This is a genomic window from Kitasatospora sp. CM 4170 (assembly GCF_032110285.1).
In the GTDB taxonomy this organism is placed as follows: domain Bacteria; phylum Actinomycetota; class Actinomycetes; order Streptomycetales; family Streptomycetaceae; genus Kitasatospora; species Kitasatospora aburaviensis.
In genome coordinates, this window is sequence record NZ_CP134877.1 from 8,385,365 (window position 1) to 8,401,720 (window position 16,356).

At 73.8% G+C, this 16,356-nt stretch carries 13 protein-coding genes; 2 read left to right on the forward strand and 11 right to left on the reverse strand.

Going from position 1 to position 16,356, the window contains the following annotated elements:
• The 11 genes from RMN57_RS34970 to RMN57_RS35020 all read right to left on the reverse strand — a co-directional run bounded on the left by RMN57_RS34970 (position 1) and on the right by RMN57_RS35020 (position 11,065).
• Positions 1 to 1,221, reverse strand: a complete 1,221-nt coding sequence (locus tag RMN57_RS34970; protein ID WP_313767314.1) for an MFS transporter — start codon at positions 1,219 to 1,221, stop codon at positions 1 to 3.
• Positions 1,218 to 2,687, reverse strand: coding sequence for an amidase (locus tag RMN57_RS34975; RefSeq protein WP_313767315.1), 1,470 nt, complete (start codon positions 2,685 to 2,687; stop codon positions 1,218 to 1,220). Before RMN57_RS34975 ends, RMN57_RS34970 begins: the two co-directional genes overlap by 4 nt.
• The gene (locus RMN57_RS34980) at positions 2,680 to 2,907 is read right to left on the reverse strand and encodes a hypothetical protein (protein WP_313767316.1); all 228 of its coding nucleotides are present in this window, start codon (positions 2,905 to 2,907) and stop codon (positions 2,680 to 2,682) included. Before RMN57_RS34980 ends, RMN57_RS34975 begins: the two co-directional genes overlap by 8 nt.
• 80 nt (positions 2,908 to 2,987) lie before the next feature.
• The gene (locus tag RMN57_RS34985) at positions 2,988 to 3,884 is read right to left on the reverse strand and encodes an ornithine cyclodeaminase family protein (protein WP_313767317.1); all 897 of its coding nucleotides are present in this window, start codon (positions 3,882 to 3,884) and stop codon (positions 2,988 to 2,990) included.
• Positions 3,881 to 5,134 carry an aminotransferase class I/II-fold pyridoxal phosphate-dependent enzyme gene (locus RMN57_RS34990; protein ID WP_313767318.1) on the reverse strand — a complete coding sequence of 418 codons (1,254 nt, stop codon included), beginning with the start codon at positions 5,132 to 5,134 and terminating at the stop codon, positions 3,881 to 3,883. The genes RMN57_RS34985 and RMN57_RS34990 overlap by 4 nt, the downstream gene beginning before the upstream one ends.
• Entirely contained in the window at positions 5,131 to 6,045 is a 915-nt protein-coding gene (locus RMN57_RS34995) for an alpha/beta hydrolase (RefSeq protein WP_313767319.1), read from the reverse strand. The genes RMN57_RS34990 and RMN57_RS34995 overlap by 4 nt, the downstream gene beginning before the upstream one ends.
• Positions 6,045 to 6,947: a hypothetical protein gene (locus tag RMN57_RS35000; RefSeq protein WP_313767320.1), complete on the reverse strand. Its 903-nt coding sequence runs from the start codon at positions 6,945 to 6,947 to the stop codon at positions 6,045 to 6,047. The genes RMN57_RS34995 and RMN57_RS35000 overlap by 1 nt, the downstream gene beginning before the upstream one ends.
• Positions 6,948 to 7,087: 140 nt before the next feature.
• A complete protein-coding gene (locus RMN57_RS35005) occupies positions 7,088 to 7,927 on the reverse strand; it encodes an aldolase/citrate lyase family protein (RefSeq protein WP_313767321.1) in 840 nt (279 codons plus the stop codon).
• Positions 7,924 to 8,886 carry a 2OG-Fe(II) oxygenase family protein gene (locus RMN57_RS35010; RefSeq protein ID WP_313767322.1) on the reverse strand — a complete coding sequence of 321 codons (963 nt, stop codon included), beginning with the start codon at positions 8,884 to 8,886 and terminating at the stop codon, positions 7,924 to 7,926. Before RMN57_RS35010 ends, RMN57_RS35005 begins: the two co-directional genes overlap by 4 nt.
• The gene (locus RMN57_RS35015; RefSeq protein WP_313768066.1) at positions 8,883 to 9,329 is read right to left on the reverse strand and encodes a MaoC family dehydratase; all 447 of its coding nucleotides are present in this window, start codon (positions 9,327 to 9,329) and stop codon (positions 8,883 to 8,885) included. The genes RMN57_RS35010 and RMN57_RS35015 overlap by 4 nt, the downstream gene beginning before the upstream one ends.
• 53 nt (positions 9,330 to 9,382) lie before the next feature.
• Positions 9,383 to 11,065 carry a 2-isopropylmalate synthase gene (locus RMN57_RS35020; RefSeq protein WP_380234534.1) on the reverse strand — a complete coding sequence of 561 codons (1,683 nt, stop codon included), beginning with the start codon at positions 11,063 to 11,065 and terminating at the stop codon, positions 9,383 to 9,385.
• 216 nt (positions 11,066 to 11,281) lie between these two features.
• Between RMN57_RS35020 and RMN57_RS35025 the strand changes: the two genes are divergently transcribed.
• Positions 11,282 to 12,673, forward strand: coding sequence for an MFS transporter (locus RMN57_RS35025; RefSeq protein WP_313767324.1), 1,392 nt, complete (start codon positions 11,282 to 11,284; stop codon positions 12,671 to 12,673).
• A gap of 61 nt (positions 12,674 to 12,734) precedes the next feature.
• Positions 12,735 to 16,343 carry a carboxylic acid reductase gene (car, locus tag RMN57_RS35030; protein ID WP_313767325.1) on the forward strand — a complete coding sequence of 1,203 codons (3,609 nt, stop codon included), beginning with the start codon at positions 12,735 to 12,737 and terminating at the stop codon, positions 16,341 to 16,343.
• The last annotated feature ends 13 nt before the right edge of the window (positions 16,344 to 16,356 follow it).

Sequence of the window (16,356 nt, forward strand, 5' to 3'; positions counted from 1 at the left end):
CTACTCCTGGGAGAGGGGTCGTGCCGACGGCGGGGCGTCGGCGGGGAGCGTTCGCGGGCGCAGCAGCGCGGCGTAGCCGAGGGCGGCGAGCACGCCGACGGCGGCGCAGCCCAGCCAGAGGGCGCCGGTGCCGTAGGCGTCGATCAGCAGGCCGCTGGTGAGCGGGGCGAGGAAGCCGCCGACGGACCAGGTCAGGGCCATCACGCCCTCGTACCGGCCGCGGGCCGACGCCGGTGCCATCGCCGGCACCTGGGCCTCGCTGGTCGGCACGTAGACGATCTCGCCCAGCGTGTAGACGACGGCGGCGACGGCGTAGAGCAGCACGGTGTCGGAGCCGGCGTTGAGGGCCGCGCTGAGCCCGACCAGCGAGGCCCCCGCGGCCAGCACCGCGCCGGCCGGCCGGTGCTGGGTGAACCGGGTCACGGCGAGCTGGAGCGTGACGATCATGATGCCGTTGACCGCGGCCACCAGGCCGTACTGCGCGGCGGAGAGGCCGGACTCGGCGGTGGAGAGCGGCAGTGCCACGTGCCGCTGGCTGAACACCGCGACCACCAGCAGGTTGAGCCCGACCAGGCACATGAACCGGCGGTCGCGCAGCACCTCGGTCGTCGACGGGCGGGGAGCCTGTGAGCGCACCGCCGGCGGCGCGGTGGGCCTGGTCTCGGGGAGCCTGAGGAAGACGAGCACCGCGCAGAGCAGCGTGGTGGCGGCGTCCACCAGGTAGAGCGTCAGGTAGCCGAAGGCGGCGATTGTGCCCGCGGAGAGCGCCGAGATCGAGAAGCCCAGGTTGAGGGCCCAGTAGTTGAGCGCGTAGGCCCGCGGCCGGGCCTCCGGCGGGACGAGGTCGGCGAGCATCGCCCCGACCGCCGGCTGGGACATCTTCAGGGTGACGCCCAGCGCGGCGGCCCAGAGCGCGATCAGGTCGAGCCGGTCGGCCAGGCCGAGGCCCACTGTGCAGGCGGCGGCGCCCAGTTGGCCGGTGAGCATGGTCGGCCGCCGCCCCCAACGGTCGGCGAGGGAGCCGCCGGCCAGTGAGCCGAGGATCCCGCCGAACCCGTACAGGGACACCATCAGACCCGCCGAGGTGGCGGAGTACCCGCGTTCCACGGTGAGGTACAGGGACAGGAACGGCATCACGAAGAGGCCGACCCGGTTCACCAGGGTCGAGGTCCACAGCCACCAGAAGCCCCTGGGGAGCGGGGGGCGGTGAGCGTCGTTCACGCGGGTCCCGTCAGCGCGGGGCGCACCTCGCGCCGGCCGAACTCGGCCTCCAGCGGGATCGCGGCCCGGAACAGGCCCGCCTCGCCGAAGCGCGGGCCGACCAGCTGCACGCCGATCGGCAGGCCGTTGCCGGCGAAGCCGAGCGGCAGCGACATGGCGGGGTGCCCGGTGAGCGCGAACGGGATGGTCTGCATGTCGTTGGCGAGCCGGGGCGGCGGCCAGTCGCGCGGGAAGTCGTCGAACCGGGCCGCGGTGGTCTGGCCGCAGGCGGTGACCAGCACGTCGTGGCCGGAGAAGACCTGACGGTCGAGCGCCTCGGCGAGCCGCCGCCGCACGTCCAGGGCACGCCGCAGGTCGTCGGCGCCGACGCCGGCCCCGGGCAGCAGCTTCTGGTAGGTGAAGCGGCCGAACTCGCGCGGCGCCTCGCGCAGGTTCTTCTCATGGGTGGCGAAGCCCTCCGCCGCCATGACGATCCGGCCGCAGGCGTTGAACAGCTCGTACGGCGGCAGCTCGCACTCCTCGACGATCGCGCCGAGCCCCTCCAGGTGGGTGAGGGCCCGCTCGATCCCGCGGGTGATCTCCGGCAGGGTGGCCGGGTCGGCCGCGTACCAGGCGGTCGAGTACGCCACCCGCAGCCCGCGGACGTCCCCGGTCAGGCCGGCGAGGTAGTCCGGGGCCGGCGCGTCGGCGGTGCGCGGATCGCGCGGGTCCGGTCCGGCGACGGCCTGGAGGGCTGCCGCGGTGTCGGCCACCGTCCAGCCCAGCGGCCCGAAGTGGTCCATGGTGGGCGACAGCGGCGTGGCGCCGTACCCGGAGACCAGCCCGTACGTCGGCTTCAGGCCGACCGTCCCGCAGTGGAAGGCCGGGCCGCGCATCGAGCCGGCGGTGTCGGAGCCGAAGGCGACGCGCAGGAAGCCGGCGGCCACGGCGACACCGGCCCCGGAGGAGGAGCCGCTGGGGATGTGCTCGGTGTTCCACGGATTGCGCGCCGGCGGGAAGGGCAGGTCCGGGCTGGGCCCGCCCATCGCGAACTCGTAGGTGGTCAGTTTGCCCAGCAGGACGCCGCCGCCGGCCCGCAGCCGTTCCTCCACCGCGCTGTCCGCGGTGGCGACGTCGTCGACGGTCAGCCGGGACTGGTTGGTGGTGGGCAGGCCCTCGGCGGCGAAGATGTCCTTCAGCGCGTAGGGGATGCCGTGCAGCGGGCCCCGGTCGACGCCCTCGCGCAGCTCCCGGTCGGCCTGCCGGGCCCGGTCCAGCGCCTGCTCCCGGGTGACCAGCACGAAGGAGTGCAGCGACCCGTCGTGGGCCTCGACGAGGTCCAGGGCGTGCTCGGCCAGCTCCACCGCGCTGAGCCGCCCGGCGCGCAGTAGCGCCCCGGCCTCCGCGACGGAGAGCCCGGCGAGCGCACCGGGCGCGGCAGCGGCGGGGGTGGCCGCGGAGGCGGTGGCGGGGGTGGGGTCAGACATGGCGGCCCCCCAGCGGGCCGTCCGTGCCGTCCAGCCCGCGCAGCAGGGCCGCCATGGCCCGCATCGGGCGGTAGCCGGCCAGGACGCCGGGCGCCAGGTCCGGCGGCATCTCGATGCCGAGGCGGGCCAGGGCGGCGGCGAACTCCCGGTCCGCGGTCTCGGCCTCGGACGGCTCGGGGCCGTGCGCCCCGGTGTCCGGGTCCTTGCCGGCGTGTGCCACGTGCGGTCTTCCCTTCGATGACGGTCAGGCGTTCAGGCGGTCGGGCAGTCGGATGTCCGGATGTCCGGACGTACCGGCATTCAGCGGTGCGTGCGCCCGACCAGGTGGGCGCAGGTGATGAGGTCCAGCGAGGCGTGGCCGGTGGAGCTGAAGACGGTCGGCCGGGCGTCGAGCCCGGTGTGCCCGCCGCTCTCCAGCGCCTCCAGGTCGAGTGCCGTGCGGTGGATCGCGCCGGCCTCGGCGACGGCGATCCCGATGTCCTCCACCACGACCGTGACGGCGGCCAGCAGGGCGTGCGACACCTCGCGGGACTCCGTGGTGTGCGCCCCCATGCAGTTGATGTGCACGTGCTCCGGCAGGTCGGTGGCGATCGGCAGCGGGAGCACCGACGTCGTCGCCGTGGAGACGACGTCCGCGCCGGCGGTGGCCTCCTCGGCGGAGGAGCAGGGCACCGCCCGGGCCCGGCCGAGGGCGTTGATCCGGGCGCACAGCGCCTCGGCCCCGGCGGCGGTGCGGGAATGGACCCGGACGCGGGTGATCTCCCGCACCGCCGAGACGCCGAGGTACTGCTGCCAGGCCTGCACCCCGGACCCGACGATCCCGAGCTCGGAACTGCCCGGCGCCGCACAGCGGTCGGTGACCAGGGCCGTGACGGCGGCGCACTTGAGGTCGGTGACGGCCGCGCCGTCCAGCACCGCCAGCAGCTCCCCGGTGGTGGAGAAGACCGGGACCACCGCGGTGACGGTCGGCCCGGGCCCGTCGGTGATGGTCGCGGTCTTCGAGACGTAGAGCCCGAAGTCGGCCGAGACGGCGGGCATCGCCAGGAACCTGGCGCCCCGCCCGTCCTCGACGGTCAGGCGCAGCGGCACGGTCATCCGCCGTACCGCGCCGCTGCGCAGACCGGTCCGCATCAGGGCGGCGACGGCCCTGACGTCGTCGGCCGAGTGCTCCGGCCGCCCCGGGCGGGGGAGGGTCACCCGAGCCCCGCCAGCACGTCCACCAGGTCGGCGGCGAACCGCTCGGTGAGCTCCGTCGGCATGTCGCCGCGCAGCATCATCCTCACGCCGGCCTGGCCCCGGGCCACGATCGGGAAGAACATGGCCGAGCAGTAGTAGCCGCGCTCGTAGAGCTCGTTCGACAGCCGCACCGCCCGGTCGTTGTCACCGGTGACCACGAACTTGATGTGCGACCCGGTGCCGCGCAGGTCGTGCCCGCGCAGCCGCTCGTCGAACAGCTCGATGTTCCGGGCCAGTTGCCGCTGGCGTGCGCCGAGCTCGGGGCTGCGGTGGACCTCCAGGGCGCCCAGGGTGGTGCCGATGGCCGCCGTGCGCAGCCCCTGCGACCAGGCCAGCGGACCCGACCGGTAGAGGAAGTCGAACACCCCCCGGTCCCCGGTCATGGCGATCCCGCCGGTGCTGCCGAAGGCCTTGGCGATCGAGGCGACCACGATGGTCCGGGAGTCGAGCTCGTCGAAGACCGTCCGGGCGAAGCCGACGCCCCGCTCGCCGACCGCGGACATCGCGTGCGAGTCGTCGAGGTAGACGAACATGCCGTAGCGCTCCTGGAGGGCCTTGATGCCGGCCAGGTCCGCCTGCCCGCCGACCGAGTAGACGCCCTCGCAGACGTACGCCACCCGCGGGTACTTCCGGCAGACCTCCTCCAGGTACGCCAGGTCGTTGTGCGGGCAGGTGAGCACCAGCGTCTCGTCGGCGAGGACCGGCTTGAGGAAGTTCATCGAGAAGTGCGCGAACCGGTCGAAGACCACGACCAATGGCTCGCCGTCGGTCAGGTGCCCCGAGGCCAGCAGCGGCAGGATCGCCGCGCTCAGCACCCCGCAGGACACCGACGGCAGCACGTGTGCGCCGAAGTGCTCGGAGAGCTCCTCCTCCAGCCGCTCCATGATCCCCAGCCGGATCCGGAACTCGCCCATGGACAGGCCGGTGATCCGCTCCTCCGCGAGCGCGGCGCGCCCCGCCTCGACCACCGTCGGGTGGCTGTTGAGGCCCAGGTAGGAGCAGGACGACAGGTTGGCGAACTCGTGGCCGCTGTGCACCTCCCGCAGCCGGTTCTGGCCCTCGACGGCCTCGACCACCAGGCCGAGCATGCCGTGCTTCTGCGCCAGGCCCCAGGCGGCCTCGCTGGCCGGCACCATCTTCTGGTTGTTCCGGTACCGGTGCGGCCCGACGACGGACTCGACGGGCGTGACAGGCGTGACGGGCTCGGTCATCGCGCACCCCCGCTCCGGGCGCGCAGCCAGTCGCCGAGCCGGGCCACGGCCTGGCGGGCCTTGTCCAGCCGGGCGTGGTGCAGGTGCCAGACGTGGACCATGCCGGGCCAGACCTCCAGTTCGCCGGTGCAGCCGGCCTCCCGCAGCGCGCCGACGAACCGCTCGGCGTCGCTGAGCATCACCTCGCGGCTGCCCACCTGGACGAGCACCGGCGGCAGGCCCGCGAGCTCCCCGAACAGCGGGGACACGTAGGGGGTGGTCGGCGCGGTGCCGGCCAGGTAGGACGCGGTGACCAGGGCCACCACGTGCTGGCTGATCATCGGATCCTGGTCCGCCAGGGTGCGGTGGGTCTCCCCGCTGCCGGTCAGGTCGGTCCACGGCGAGATGCAGGCCGCGGCGGCCGGCAGCGGCACGCCCTCGTCCCGGAGCCGCAGCAGCGTGGTGAGCACCAGGCCGCCGCCCGCCGAGTCCCCGGTGAGGACGACGTCCTCGGGGGCGGTCCCGCCGGCCAGCAGGCTCCGGTAGGCGGCCACCGCGTCGTCGAGCGCGGCGGGGAAGGGGTGCTCGGGGGCCCGCCGGTAGTCCACGAAGAACATCCGGCAGCGGGCCGCCCGGGCGATCTCGGCCACCATGGCGCCGTGGCTGCGCAGCGAGCCGTAGACGTAGCCGCCGCCGTGGAAGTAGAGCCCGGTGCGGGCGCCCTCCGCGTTCGGCGGGGTCAGCAGGTAGCCGCCGTCGCGCGGTTCGACGGTGACGTCGTCGGCGATCGGCGTGCCCCACGCGTCGTAGAACAGCCGGGCCTCGGCGATGTCGTCGGGCCAGTCGTCCGCGGCGAGCCGCGCCAGGAGCTCGTCGAGCTCGGCGGTGTCGCGGGCGGACATGGCCGGCACGCCGGTGTCGGTGGTGCTCATCACCCGGCGGCCCCGTCCTGGGCGCCGACCGGGGCGATGCCGCGGTGGTAGCGCTCGCGCGAGGCGTCGTCCGGGGCCTCCATGATGGGGGCGGGGACGTCCAGGCCGTAGTGGGTGAACCACTTGGCCAGCTCGACGCCCTCGGCGAACTGGTACTCCAGGTGCCGGATCGGGCGGCGGGAGGGCTGGGCCGGGTCGATCGGGCGGGGCTCGGAGCCGGCGTGCGCGAGGCCGCCGTCCACCTCGTTGAGCAGGACGACCATCGCCAGGTCGGCGGAGAGGTCGACGTCCAGCGCGCTGGCGTAGCCGGCCAGGATCGGCTCGGCGTGCTCCTCGCGGACCGCGACGTTGTAGCTGTGCGGCATCAGCTCGACCAGGTCGCCCGGGGCCACGCCCGCGTCCTGGCAGTAGGCGCGGGTGTCGCAGATCACCGGGACGCCGCCCCGGATGTTGGTGTTGGGGCCGTAGATGTTCCCGACGAACGGCGTGGCGGAGTCGAAGTGCACGCACTTGGTGGTGAGGAACTCGCGCTCGGCGGTGTGGTCGCCGTTCGGGGTGAAGGAGGTGTTCTTGTTGTAGCCGTCGACGTCCATGCCGGCGATGCGGTCGTAGTCCATGACGACGGGGCTGAACGGCGCGACGTCGATCCGCTCGCCGAACGCGCGGAACAGGGACTCCAGGTAGTCGCGGCCCACGGCGGCGTCCTGCTCGTCGTGGACGTCCAGGCCGTGGTGCTCCAGCGTCCTGGCGACGCCGTGGCAGACGGCGACGCCCTGGCCCTGGGTGACCAGGCGGACCAGTTCGGAGACCAGCTCCTCGCCGACGGCCTGCAGGCGGCCGTCGACCAGCTCGGTCGGGTGGGCGGAGACGTCGATGAGGGCGTGCTGGGGCAGGGTCTTCACAGGGGGCTCCCCGGTTCGTGGTGAGGGTACGGGTGCTGGGGTGGTGCGGTGGCGGTGCTGGCGGTGCTGGCGGTGCTGGCGGTGCTGTGGGTGCTGCGGAGCGCGCCCGGGGCCGGGCGGTGCCCGGGCCCCGCCGGCGCTCAGGCCTCGGCGGCCGCGTGGAGCGCGAGCATGCGCCGGGCCCGCAGGACGAACGGCGGGGCCAGCACGCGGTCCTTCTCCACCGCGAAGCCGGACGGCGTGGCGTCGTAGTCCGCGACCACCCGCCGGTACTCGGCGAGTTCGTCCGGGCCGACCGTGAAGGCCTCGGCGATCACGGGGACCTGTCGGGGGTGGATGGCCGCCTTCCCGGTGAACCCGGCCTCCCGGGCCGCCCGGCAGGACGCCGCGACCACGTCGAGGTCGTGCAGCTCGAAGGAGTTGGTGTCGATGGCGGGCACCCGGTGGCGGGCCGCCGCGACGCAGAGCCGGGCCCGGGCGTAGTCGAGGTAGGTCGCGTTCTCGGCGTACATCTCCGCCGTCAGGTCCGCCTGACCGAAGCAGAGGCCGTCGCTCACCTCGGCGATGGCGAAGGCGTTCTCGACGGAGTCCACGGTCTCGATGAAGCTGCAGATCTGCGGCGCGTTCGAGGTCAGCCCGAGCAGGGACCGGTAGATGGCCACGTCGCCGGGGCCGGCGATCTTGGGGATGAAGACGACGTCGATCGGGACGCCGCCGATCACGGCGTCCAGTTCGAGCAGCGTCCGCATGTCCTCCAGGCCGTCCGGGGTCGCGATGCTGTTGACCCGCAGGCCCAGCGCCGGCAGCCCGGCCCGGGTCAGGTCCGCGTCGGCCAGCAGCGCGCGGGCCTCGGCCTTGCGGGCCGGGTGGGTGGAGTCCTCCAGGTCCAGGACCAGCATGTCCGCGTGCATCCGGCCGGGCTCGGCCACCGACGCCAGGCGCAGTGCCGGCGTGTAGAGCAGGCTCGCGTACGACTTCACCGCGCGCCCTCCCGTCCGAACAGCAGGTTCATCTTCTCCAGCGAGAAGTCCTCGTAGCGGATCGGCTCGTACTTGGCCGGGCGGTCCGCGGTGAACTTCGGGAAGCACTCGATGACCGTGTCGTCGTTGGCCAGCTTGAAGAACACGATGGACTGCCGCCGCCGGTCGGCCAGCCGGACCCGGTGCGGGGTGGAGACGTACTCGTCGTTCGACCAACGGGCCATCAGGTCGCCGATGTTGACGATGAAGCTCTCCCGGTCCGGCACCTGCACGTCCAGCCAGTGGCCGGCGCGGTCCCGGAGCTGCAGCCCCGGGCCGTCCTGGGTGAGCAGCGTGATCAGCGTGCCGTCGGTGTGCTGCCCCATGCCCTGGTCGTTGAGGAACTCCGGGGCGACGCCGGGGTAGAGGTGCGAGCGCAGCGAGTCGTTGGAGGTGTCGGTGCGGGTGGCGAAGAAGTCGCGCGGCAGGTCCAGGGCGAGGGCCAGCAGCTCGGCGATCCGGCCGGCGACGGTCTCGCAGGCCGCGAAGTACCGCTTCAGCGCCGTGCGCAGCTGCGCGCCCTGCGCGTCGGCGGGGAACGGCAGGTCCTCGGCGTCGTCGAGGATCAGCCGCCCGGCGCTGAACTTCTCGACGTAGTCCGAGGGCATGCCCGGCCGGCCGGTGTAGGCGTACGCGTTCTCGGAGAGCAGCGCGCTGTAGCCGTACGGGCTGTAGTCGTTGTCGCCGCGTGCGGTGCTGGTGCGCATCGCCAGCGCGCGCTTGGTGTCCAGCGGGCGCCCGAAGAAGTCCAGCGACGTGCGGTAGGCGTCGTCGAAGACCTCGCGGGCGATGCCGTGGCCGCGGACGACGAAGAAGCCGGTGTTGCGGCACGCGTCGGAGATCTCGTCGGCGATCCGGCGTTCGGCGCCGGCGTGGTCCGCCTCGGCCGGTCCGGGTTCCAGGGTGATGATCGGGATCATCGGTCCGCCTCCTGCCGGGGGACGAGAATCGTCCGCTCGAATTCGATCACTGACACACCGTCCTGGTTGAGGCCGGTGGTGTGGACGGTCACGATCCCCTCGCCGGGCCGCTTGGCCGACTCGCGCTTGGTGAGGATCCGGGTCGTCGCGTAGAGGGTGTCGCCGACGAAGACCGGCGCGGTCATCCGCACCTTGTCCCAGCCGAGATTGGCGATGCACTTGGCGCTGATGCTCGACACCGTCATCCCGTTGACGATCCCGAAGGTGACCAGGCTGGACACCAGGATCCTCTTGAACGCGGTCTGCTCCGCGTAGACGGCGTCGATGTGCAGCGGGTGCTGGTTGAGGCAGAGCAGCGAGCTCCACGTGTTGTCGCTCATGGTGATGGTCCGGCCGGGCCGGTGCTCGACGACCTCGCCGGGGACGAAGTCCTCGTAGACCATGCCGTCGTCCTCCCGGTACACCCCGGGGGCGACGGAGAGGTAGGAGTTGCGCTTCACTGTGCTTCCCGTGCTCCCTCGTCGAGGCCGGCCCGGCGCAGGGCCGAGCGGGCCGAGCGGTGCGCCGCGCCGGCGGCGGTGGCGGCCAGGCCGATTCCCCAGACCGTCCGCCCGCCCGTCTCCAGCGCGGTGAAGCAGGCCGCCGGCTCGCCGGCCGCGGCCGCCGTGCCGCCGGCCACGACCCGGGTGAAGACGACCCCGTGCGCCGCGGCCTGCCGGGCGACCGCCTCGTGCTCGTCGGCGGCGTCCGCCGGGGCGGGCGAGTCGTCCAGGCAGTAGGTCTCCCGGAGCAGCTGCCAGATCTCGGCCGGTTCCAGCTCCCGCCCCAGGGTGTCGGCGGCGCCCTGGACCACGGAGGCGAAGTCCCGGCGCAGCTCCGCCGGCAGGTCGACGCCCCAGCCGGCCTTCAGCACGTAGGCGATGCCGCCCTTGCCGGACTGGCTGTTCACCCGGATGATCGCCCGGTAGTCGCGGCCGACGTCCTTCGGGTCGATCGGCAGGTACGGCACCTGCCACGGCGTCTCGGCGACGTCGCGGCCCTCGCGGTCGGCCCGGTCCGCGAGCGCGGCCAGGCCCTTGGCGATGGCGTCCTGGTGGGTGCCGGAGAAGGCGGTGTACACCAGGTCGCCGGCGTAGGGGTGCCGGGGGTGCACCGGCAGGCGGTTGCAGTCCTCGACGACCTCGCGGACGGCGTCGATGTCGGAGAGTTCCAGCTGCGGGTCGACGCCCTGGCTGAACAGGTTCAGCGCCAGCGTCACCAGGCAGACGTTGCCGGTGCGTTCGCCGTTGCCGAAGAGCGTGCCCTCGACCCGGTCGGCGCCGGCCAGCACCGCCAGCTCGGCCGAGGCGACGGCGGTGCCGCGGTCGTTGTGCGGGTGCACCGACAGGACGATCGCGTCGCGCCGGTCCAGGTTGCGGTGCATCCACTCCACCTGGTCGGCGAAGACGTTGGGGGAGTGGGTCTCCACGGTGGTGGGCAGGTTCAGCACCAGCGGCCGGTCGGGGGTGGCCCCGACGGTCGCGGTGACCAGGTTCGCGATCTCCAGCGCGAACTCCGGCTCGGTCAGGTTGAAGGTCTCCGGCGAGTACTCGAACCGGACGTCCGTCCCGCCGGCCCGCTCGGCCAGCCGCACCAGCTGCTGCGCCCCTTCGAGGGCCATCCGCCGGACCTCGTCCCGCGACATGCCGAACACCACCTCGCGCCAGAGGCAGGCCGTCGCGTGGCACAGGTGGACCGTCGCGCGGTCGGCTCCCTGAATTGCCTCGAAGGTCCGTTCGATGAGTTCCGGCCGGGCCGGCGTGAATACCGAGACGGTGACGTCGTCCGGAATTCCGTCCTTGCTCACCAGTTCCCGCACGAAATCGAAGTCGTCGGTACTGGCCGCCGGATATCCGATTTCGATGTCCTTGAAGCCGGTCGCCACCAGCAGATCGAACATCCGCCGCTTCCGGCCGGGGTCCATCGGCTCGGCCAGGGCCTGGTTCCCGTCCCGGAGGTCGACCGACGCCCAGATCGGGGCGCGCTTCGACTCCTGGTCCGGCCAGCGTCTCAACCAGCCTGCGGTGGGTGTCGGTTCGCTCCGCGCATAGCGTCGGAACGGCATCGACGACGGCTGTTGCACAATTCCGGCGGTCCGCTCCGGGAAAGGCAGTGGTGAATCCGTTCGGGGTGCCCCCATGCTGCCTCCTCTCGCTGTTCTTGACGGTCCGACACTACGGAGCGTCAGCTGTGGCGGGGAAGCCGAGGATCTTCTAGACCGGACCCTGGAATCGGACCTATCCGGCGCATCCCGACCAGTCCGGCAGACAACCCGGTTGACGCCCCATTGGGCCCGGCTAGGATTTCCGGGCACCGCTCGGCAGGAATTCACCGCCTCACCGGAAATGGCAGCCGCATGGCCAACTCGACCAGACTCGACAACGACGCGCCGGCCCTGGACGATGCACCCCCGAGACCCCGCCGGGTCCTCACCGCGGCGAGCCTGGCGACCGCCATGGTCGTCATCGACATCAGCATCGTGAACGTGGCCATCCCGGAGATCCGGGCCGGCCTCGGCGCGGGCCTGTCGACGATGCAGCTGGTCGTCGACGCGTACGCGGTGGTCATGGCGAGCCTGGTGCTGGCCGGTGCCGCGCTGGTCGGCCGGTTCGGCGCGGTGCCGGTCTTCCGGGTGGGCGTCGCCGTCTTCGGGGTGACGTCCGTGCTCTGCGGCCTCGCCCCCAGCGGCGCGGCCCTGGTCACCGCCCGGGCCCTGCAGGGCCTCGGCGGGGTCCTGCTGACGCCCGCCACCCTGGTGATGCTCACCGACACCTACCGGGACCCGGACGACCGGGCCAAGGCCGTCTCGGTCTGGGCGATGGTCGGCGGCAGCCCGGTCGCCTTCGGCCCCGTCCTCGGGGGCGCCCTGGTCGCGGCGGTGGGGTGGCGCAGCATCTTCCTGGTCAACGTGCCGGTCGTGCTGGCGGTCCTCTGGCTGTCGGCCCGTCACATGCCCGGGGGCGGCCCGAGCGTGCGCAAGGAGCCCCGGGACGTGCCCGGTCAGCTGCTGGCCACCGTCGTCCTCGGCGGCATCGCGGTGGCGCTCACCGAGGGCCGGGAGCTCGGCTGGAGCAGGCCGCTGCCCGTCGCGGCGGCGGCGGCCGCGGCCCTCGCGCTCGCCGCCTTCGTGGTCCGCCAGCGCAGCTGCGCCCACCCGATGATCCCGGGCGACCTGTTCCGGGCGCCCGGCTTCCGCAACTTCGTCGCGGCCGGCCTGCTGCTCTTCGCCGGGTACTACGGGTTGGTCTTCTCGATCAGCATGTTTCTCCAGCAGGTGCGCGGGTACGACCCGGTCACCACCGGGCTGTGCTTCCTGCCCTCTGCCCTGCCGATCACCCTGATGCCCCTGGTCGCCGGGCGGATCCACACCCGCCTCGGCGCCCCGCGGGTGCTCAGCATCGCCGTCCTGCTGACCCTGGTCGGCGGCGTCCTGCTGGTCCTCGTCGGCAGCGACGCCCCGATCGGCACCGGCGCCGGGCTCGCCTTCATCGGCCTCGGCTTCGGCCTGGCGACGGTTCCCCAGATCACCCTGGTCATGGCGACGGCCCCGGAGCACCGCTCCGCGATCGCCAGCGGGCTGATGTCCGCGGGCCGCTCGTCCGGCACCACGATCGGCGTCGCCCTCCTCGGCGGCCTGCAGTCCGGGAACGGCATCGCCGCCCCGGCACTGGCAGCCGTCCTGATCTACCTGCTGCTGGCGCTCGCCGTCGGCCTCGGGGCCCGCCGACTGCCCGCCGACGCACCCTGAGGTCCGGCGCGGCGGGGCCTCCCGGGCACCGGCCCAACGACCCCTCACACACGGAGCACCCATGTCCGAACACCAGCCGGGCCGTGACCTCGCGGCCCGGGCCGCGGCGCTGCGCGCGCACGACCCCGACTTCACCGCCTCCGTCCCGTCCCCCGAGGTCGCGGACGCGATCCGGGCGTGCGACGGCGGCCTCGTCGCCACCATCGAGGCCGCCATGCGCGGCTACGCCGACCGGCCGGCCCTCGCCCGCCGCGCCGAACGCGTCGTCCGGGACGCCGCCACCGGCCGGAGCATCCGCGAACTCCTGCCCGCCTTCGAGACGGTGAGCTATGCCGAACTCTGGCGGCGGGTCGGCCGGCTCGCCACCGCCTGGGCCGACCCGGCCGGCGCCGGGCTGCGCCCCGGCGACTTCGTCGCCACCCTCGGCTTCACCGGCGTCGACTACGCCGTCATCGACCTGGCCTGCATGTACCTGGGCACCGTCTCCGTCCCGCTGGCCACCGGCGCGCCCGCGACCCGGCTGGCCCCGGTGGTCGCCGAGACCGGGCCGCGCCTGCTCGCCGCCGACATCGGCTCGCTCGACGCCGCCGTCGACACCGTCCTGGCCTCCGACACCGTCGAGCGCCTGGTCGTCTTCGACTGCGACCCGCGCGTCGACGACCACCGGGAGGCCCTGCGCGCCGCCGCCGACAAGCTGGACGGCCGGGCCGCGGTGGCGCCGCTGGCGGACGAGCTGCGGCGCGGCGCCGAACTCCCGTGCGCCGCACCCCACGAGGGCGATCCGGAACGGCTGGCCGGCCTGATCTACACCTCCGGCAGCACCGGCACCCCCAAGGGCGCGATCTACACCGCCGCCATGATCACCCGGATGTGGCAGAAGGCCTGCGGAGGCATGGCCGCGGTGGACGGCATACCCGTGCCGACCATCGTCCTGCACTACATGCCGATGAGCCACGTCAACGGCCGCTCCTGGCTGGTCTCCGCGCTCGCCAGCGGCGGCATCGGCCACTTCGCCGCCCGCGGCGACCTGTCCACCCTCTTCGACGACATCCGACTCTCCCGCCCCACCGTGCTCAGCCTCGTCCCGCGGATCTGCGACATGGTCCACCAGCGCCACCTGCTGGAGTCCGAGCGCCGCACCCGCGGCGGCACCGCCCGCCCCGAGGCCGAGGCGGCCGCGCGCGACCACGTCCGCGACGGCATGCTCGGCGGCCGGATCATGAGCGCCCTGTGCGGCAGCGCGCCGCTCTCGGCCGCCATGCACACCTTCATGGGCGACGTCCTCGGCACGAAGATCGTCGACTGCTACGGCTCCACCGAGACCACCCGCGCCGTCATCGTCGACCAGCAGGTCCGCCGCCCCCCGATCCTCGACTACCGCCTGGTCGACGTCCCCGAGCTCGGCTACTTCGCGACCGACAAGCCCCACCCCCGGGGCGAGTTGCGGCTCAGGTCGACCGACCTGGTGCCCGGCTACTACCGGCAGCCCGAGGTCACCGCCCGCACCTTCGACGAGGACGGCTACTACCGCACCGGCGACGTCTTCGCCGAGATCGAGCCCGACCGCCTGGTCTACGTCGACCGGATCAACAACGTCGTCAAGCTCTCCCAGGGCGAGTTCGTCGCGGTCTCCAAACTGGAGGCGCTCTACTCCACCAGCCCGGCCGTCGCCCAGGTCTACGTCTACGGCAGCAGCGAGCAGGCGTTCCTGCTGGCGGTCGTCGTCCCCGACCGGGACCGGCTGGGGCAGGCCGACGACGCCGCCGCCCGCGCGGCCGTCCTCGACTCGATGCGCGAACTCGCCCACGGCGCCGGCCTGTACGCCTACGAGATCCCACAGGACGTCCTGATCGAACGGCAGCCGTTCGGCCTCGCCAACGGACTGCTCTCGGGGGTCGGCAAGCTGCTGCGCCCCGCCCTCAAGGAGCACTACGGCGCCCGGCTGGAGCAGTTGTACGCGGACATCGCGGCCGGCCGGGCCGGCCAGTTCGCCGCGCTGCGCGCCCGCGACGGGGAGGTGGAGCCGCTGGAGGCGGTCCGCACCGCGGTCCAGATCACCCTCGGCCACCCCGCGGCGCTGGTGCGGCCGGAGGCCACCTTCGCGGAGCTGGGCGGTGACTCGCTCTCCGCCCACACCTTCTCGACCGTGCTGGAACGGGTCTTCGACACCGAGGTGCCGGTCCAGGCGGTCCTCGGGCCGACCGCGACGCTGGCCCGCATCGCCGACCGCCTCGGCCGGGGCACCGGGGCGGCGCCGGGCGGCCAGGGAGCGTCCGGTGGTCCCGCGTCCGGTGTTCCCGCGCCCGGTGCTCCGGCGCCGCGGGCCACCTTCGCCTCCGTGCACGGCGCCGACGCGGTCGAGGCCCGGGCCGCCGACCTCACCCTCGACAGGTTCCTCGACGCCCGCCTGCTCACCCCCGCGCCCGGGACCGTGGCCGGGGCCCCGGCCGGGGCGGCGGACGGCCCGGCCCCGGTCCGCGAGGTCCTGCTCACCGGCCCGACCGGCTACCTCGGCCGCTTCCTCGCCGTCGAATGGCTCGAACGCCTCGCCCGGACCGGCGGGCGGCTGACCTGCCTGGCCCGCGCCGAGGACGACGGGGCCGCCCGCCGGCGCGTCCTCGACTGCCTGCGCGCCGCGGCGGGGGAGGAGCGGGCCGACCGGCTCGTCGAGGCCGCGGGGGACCGCCTCGACGTCCTGGCCGCGGACCTCGCCGAGCCGAAACTGGGCCTGGACGACGCCACCTGGGCCCGGCTCGCCGACCGGACCGACCAGATCGTGCACGCCGCCGCCCTGGTCAACCACGTGCTCCCGTACCGGCGGCTGTTCACCCCGAACGTCGCCGCGACGGCGGAGCTGATCGCCCTGGCGCTCACCGGCCGCCCGAAGCGCTTCGCCTACGTCTCCACCATCGCCGCCGCGGTGCGCCCCAACGCGACGCTGCTCGACGAGGCGGCCGACATCCGCGCCGCGGCCCCCGCCCGTCCGCTCGACGACTCCGACGCGAACGGCTACGCCACCAGCAAGTGGGCCGGCGAGGTGCTGCTGCGGGAGGCGCACGAACGCACGGGGCTGCCGGTCACCGTCTTCCGACCGGACATGATCCTGGCCCACCGCAGCCTCCCCGGCCGGCTGAACCTGCCGGACCGGTTCACCCGCGTCGTCCTCAGCGTCCTCGCCGCCGGCATGGCACCCCGCTCCTTCTACCGGCTCGACCGCGACGGCGGGCGCAGCGAGCGGGCCCACTACAGCGGCCTGCCGGTCGACTTCACCGCCGAGGCGATCGCCGCCCTCGCCGCCGACGGCGCGGAGGGCTACACCACCTTCCACACCGTCAACGCGAACGACGACGGCATCTCGCTGGACGGGATCGTGGACTGGCTGGTCGAGGCGGGCCACCCGATCGCCCGCTTCGACGACCACCGGGAGTGGCACATGCGTTTCGAGGCGGCGCTGCGCGGTCTGCCCGACCACCAGCGCCGGCTCTCCCTGCTGCCTCTGCTGCCGGCCTACGCCCGCCCCGGCGAGCCGCGGCCGGGCTCCGCGACCCCGGCCGAGCGGTTCACCGCGGCGGTCCGCGAGCTCGGCGTCGGCGGGGGTGAAGTGCCCTCGCTCACTCCGGAGTTCATCGGCAAGTGCGTCGCCGACCTGCGGCTGCACGGCCTGCTGTAGCGCGGGCACGCGA

Coding starts and splice junctions, on each gene's coding strand:
- RMN57_RS34995 (WP_313767319.1), bottom strand. CDS start 6,045: ATGAGCACCACCGACACCGGCGTGCCGGCCATGTCCGCCCGCGACACC.
- RMN57_RS34990 (WP_313767318.1), bottom strand. CDS start 5,134: ATGACCGAGCCCGTCACGCCTGTCACGCCCGTCGAGTCCGTCGTCGGG.
- RMN57_RS35015 (WP_313768066.1), bottom strand. CDS start 9,329: ATGGTCTACGAGGACTTCGTCCCCGGCGAGGTCGTCGAGCACCGGCCC.
- car (WP_313767325.1), top strand. CDS start 12,735: ATGTCCGAACACCAGCCGGGCCGTGACCTCGCGGCCCGGGCCGCGGCG.
- RMN57_RS35020 (WP_380234534.1), bottom strand. CDS start 11,065: ATGGGGGCACCCCGAACGGATTCACCACTGCCTTTCCCGGAGCGGACC.
- RMN57_RS34975 (WP_313767315.1), bottom strand. CDS start 2,687: ATGTCTGACCCCACCCCCGCCACCGCCTCCGCGGCCACCCCCGCCGCT.
- RMN57_RS35010 (WP_313767322.1), bottom strand. CDS start 8,886: ATGATCCCGATCATCACCCTGGAACCCGGACCGGCCGAGGCGGACCAC.
- RMN57_RS35025 (WP_313767324.1), top strand. CDS start 11,282: ATGGCCAACTCGACCAGACTCGACAACGACGCGCCGGCCCTGGACGAT.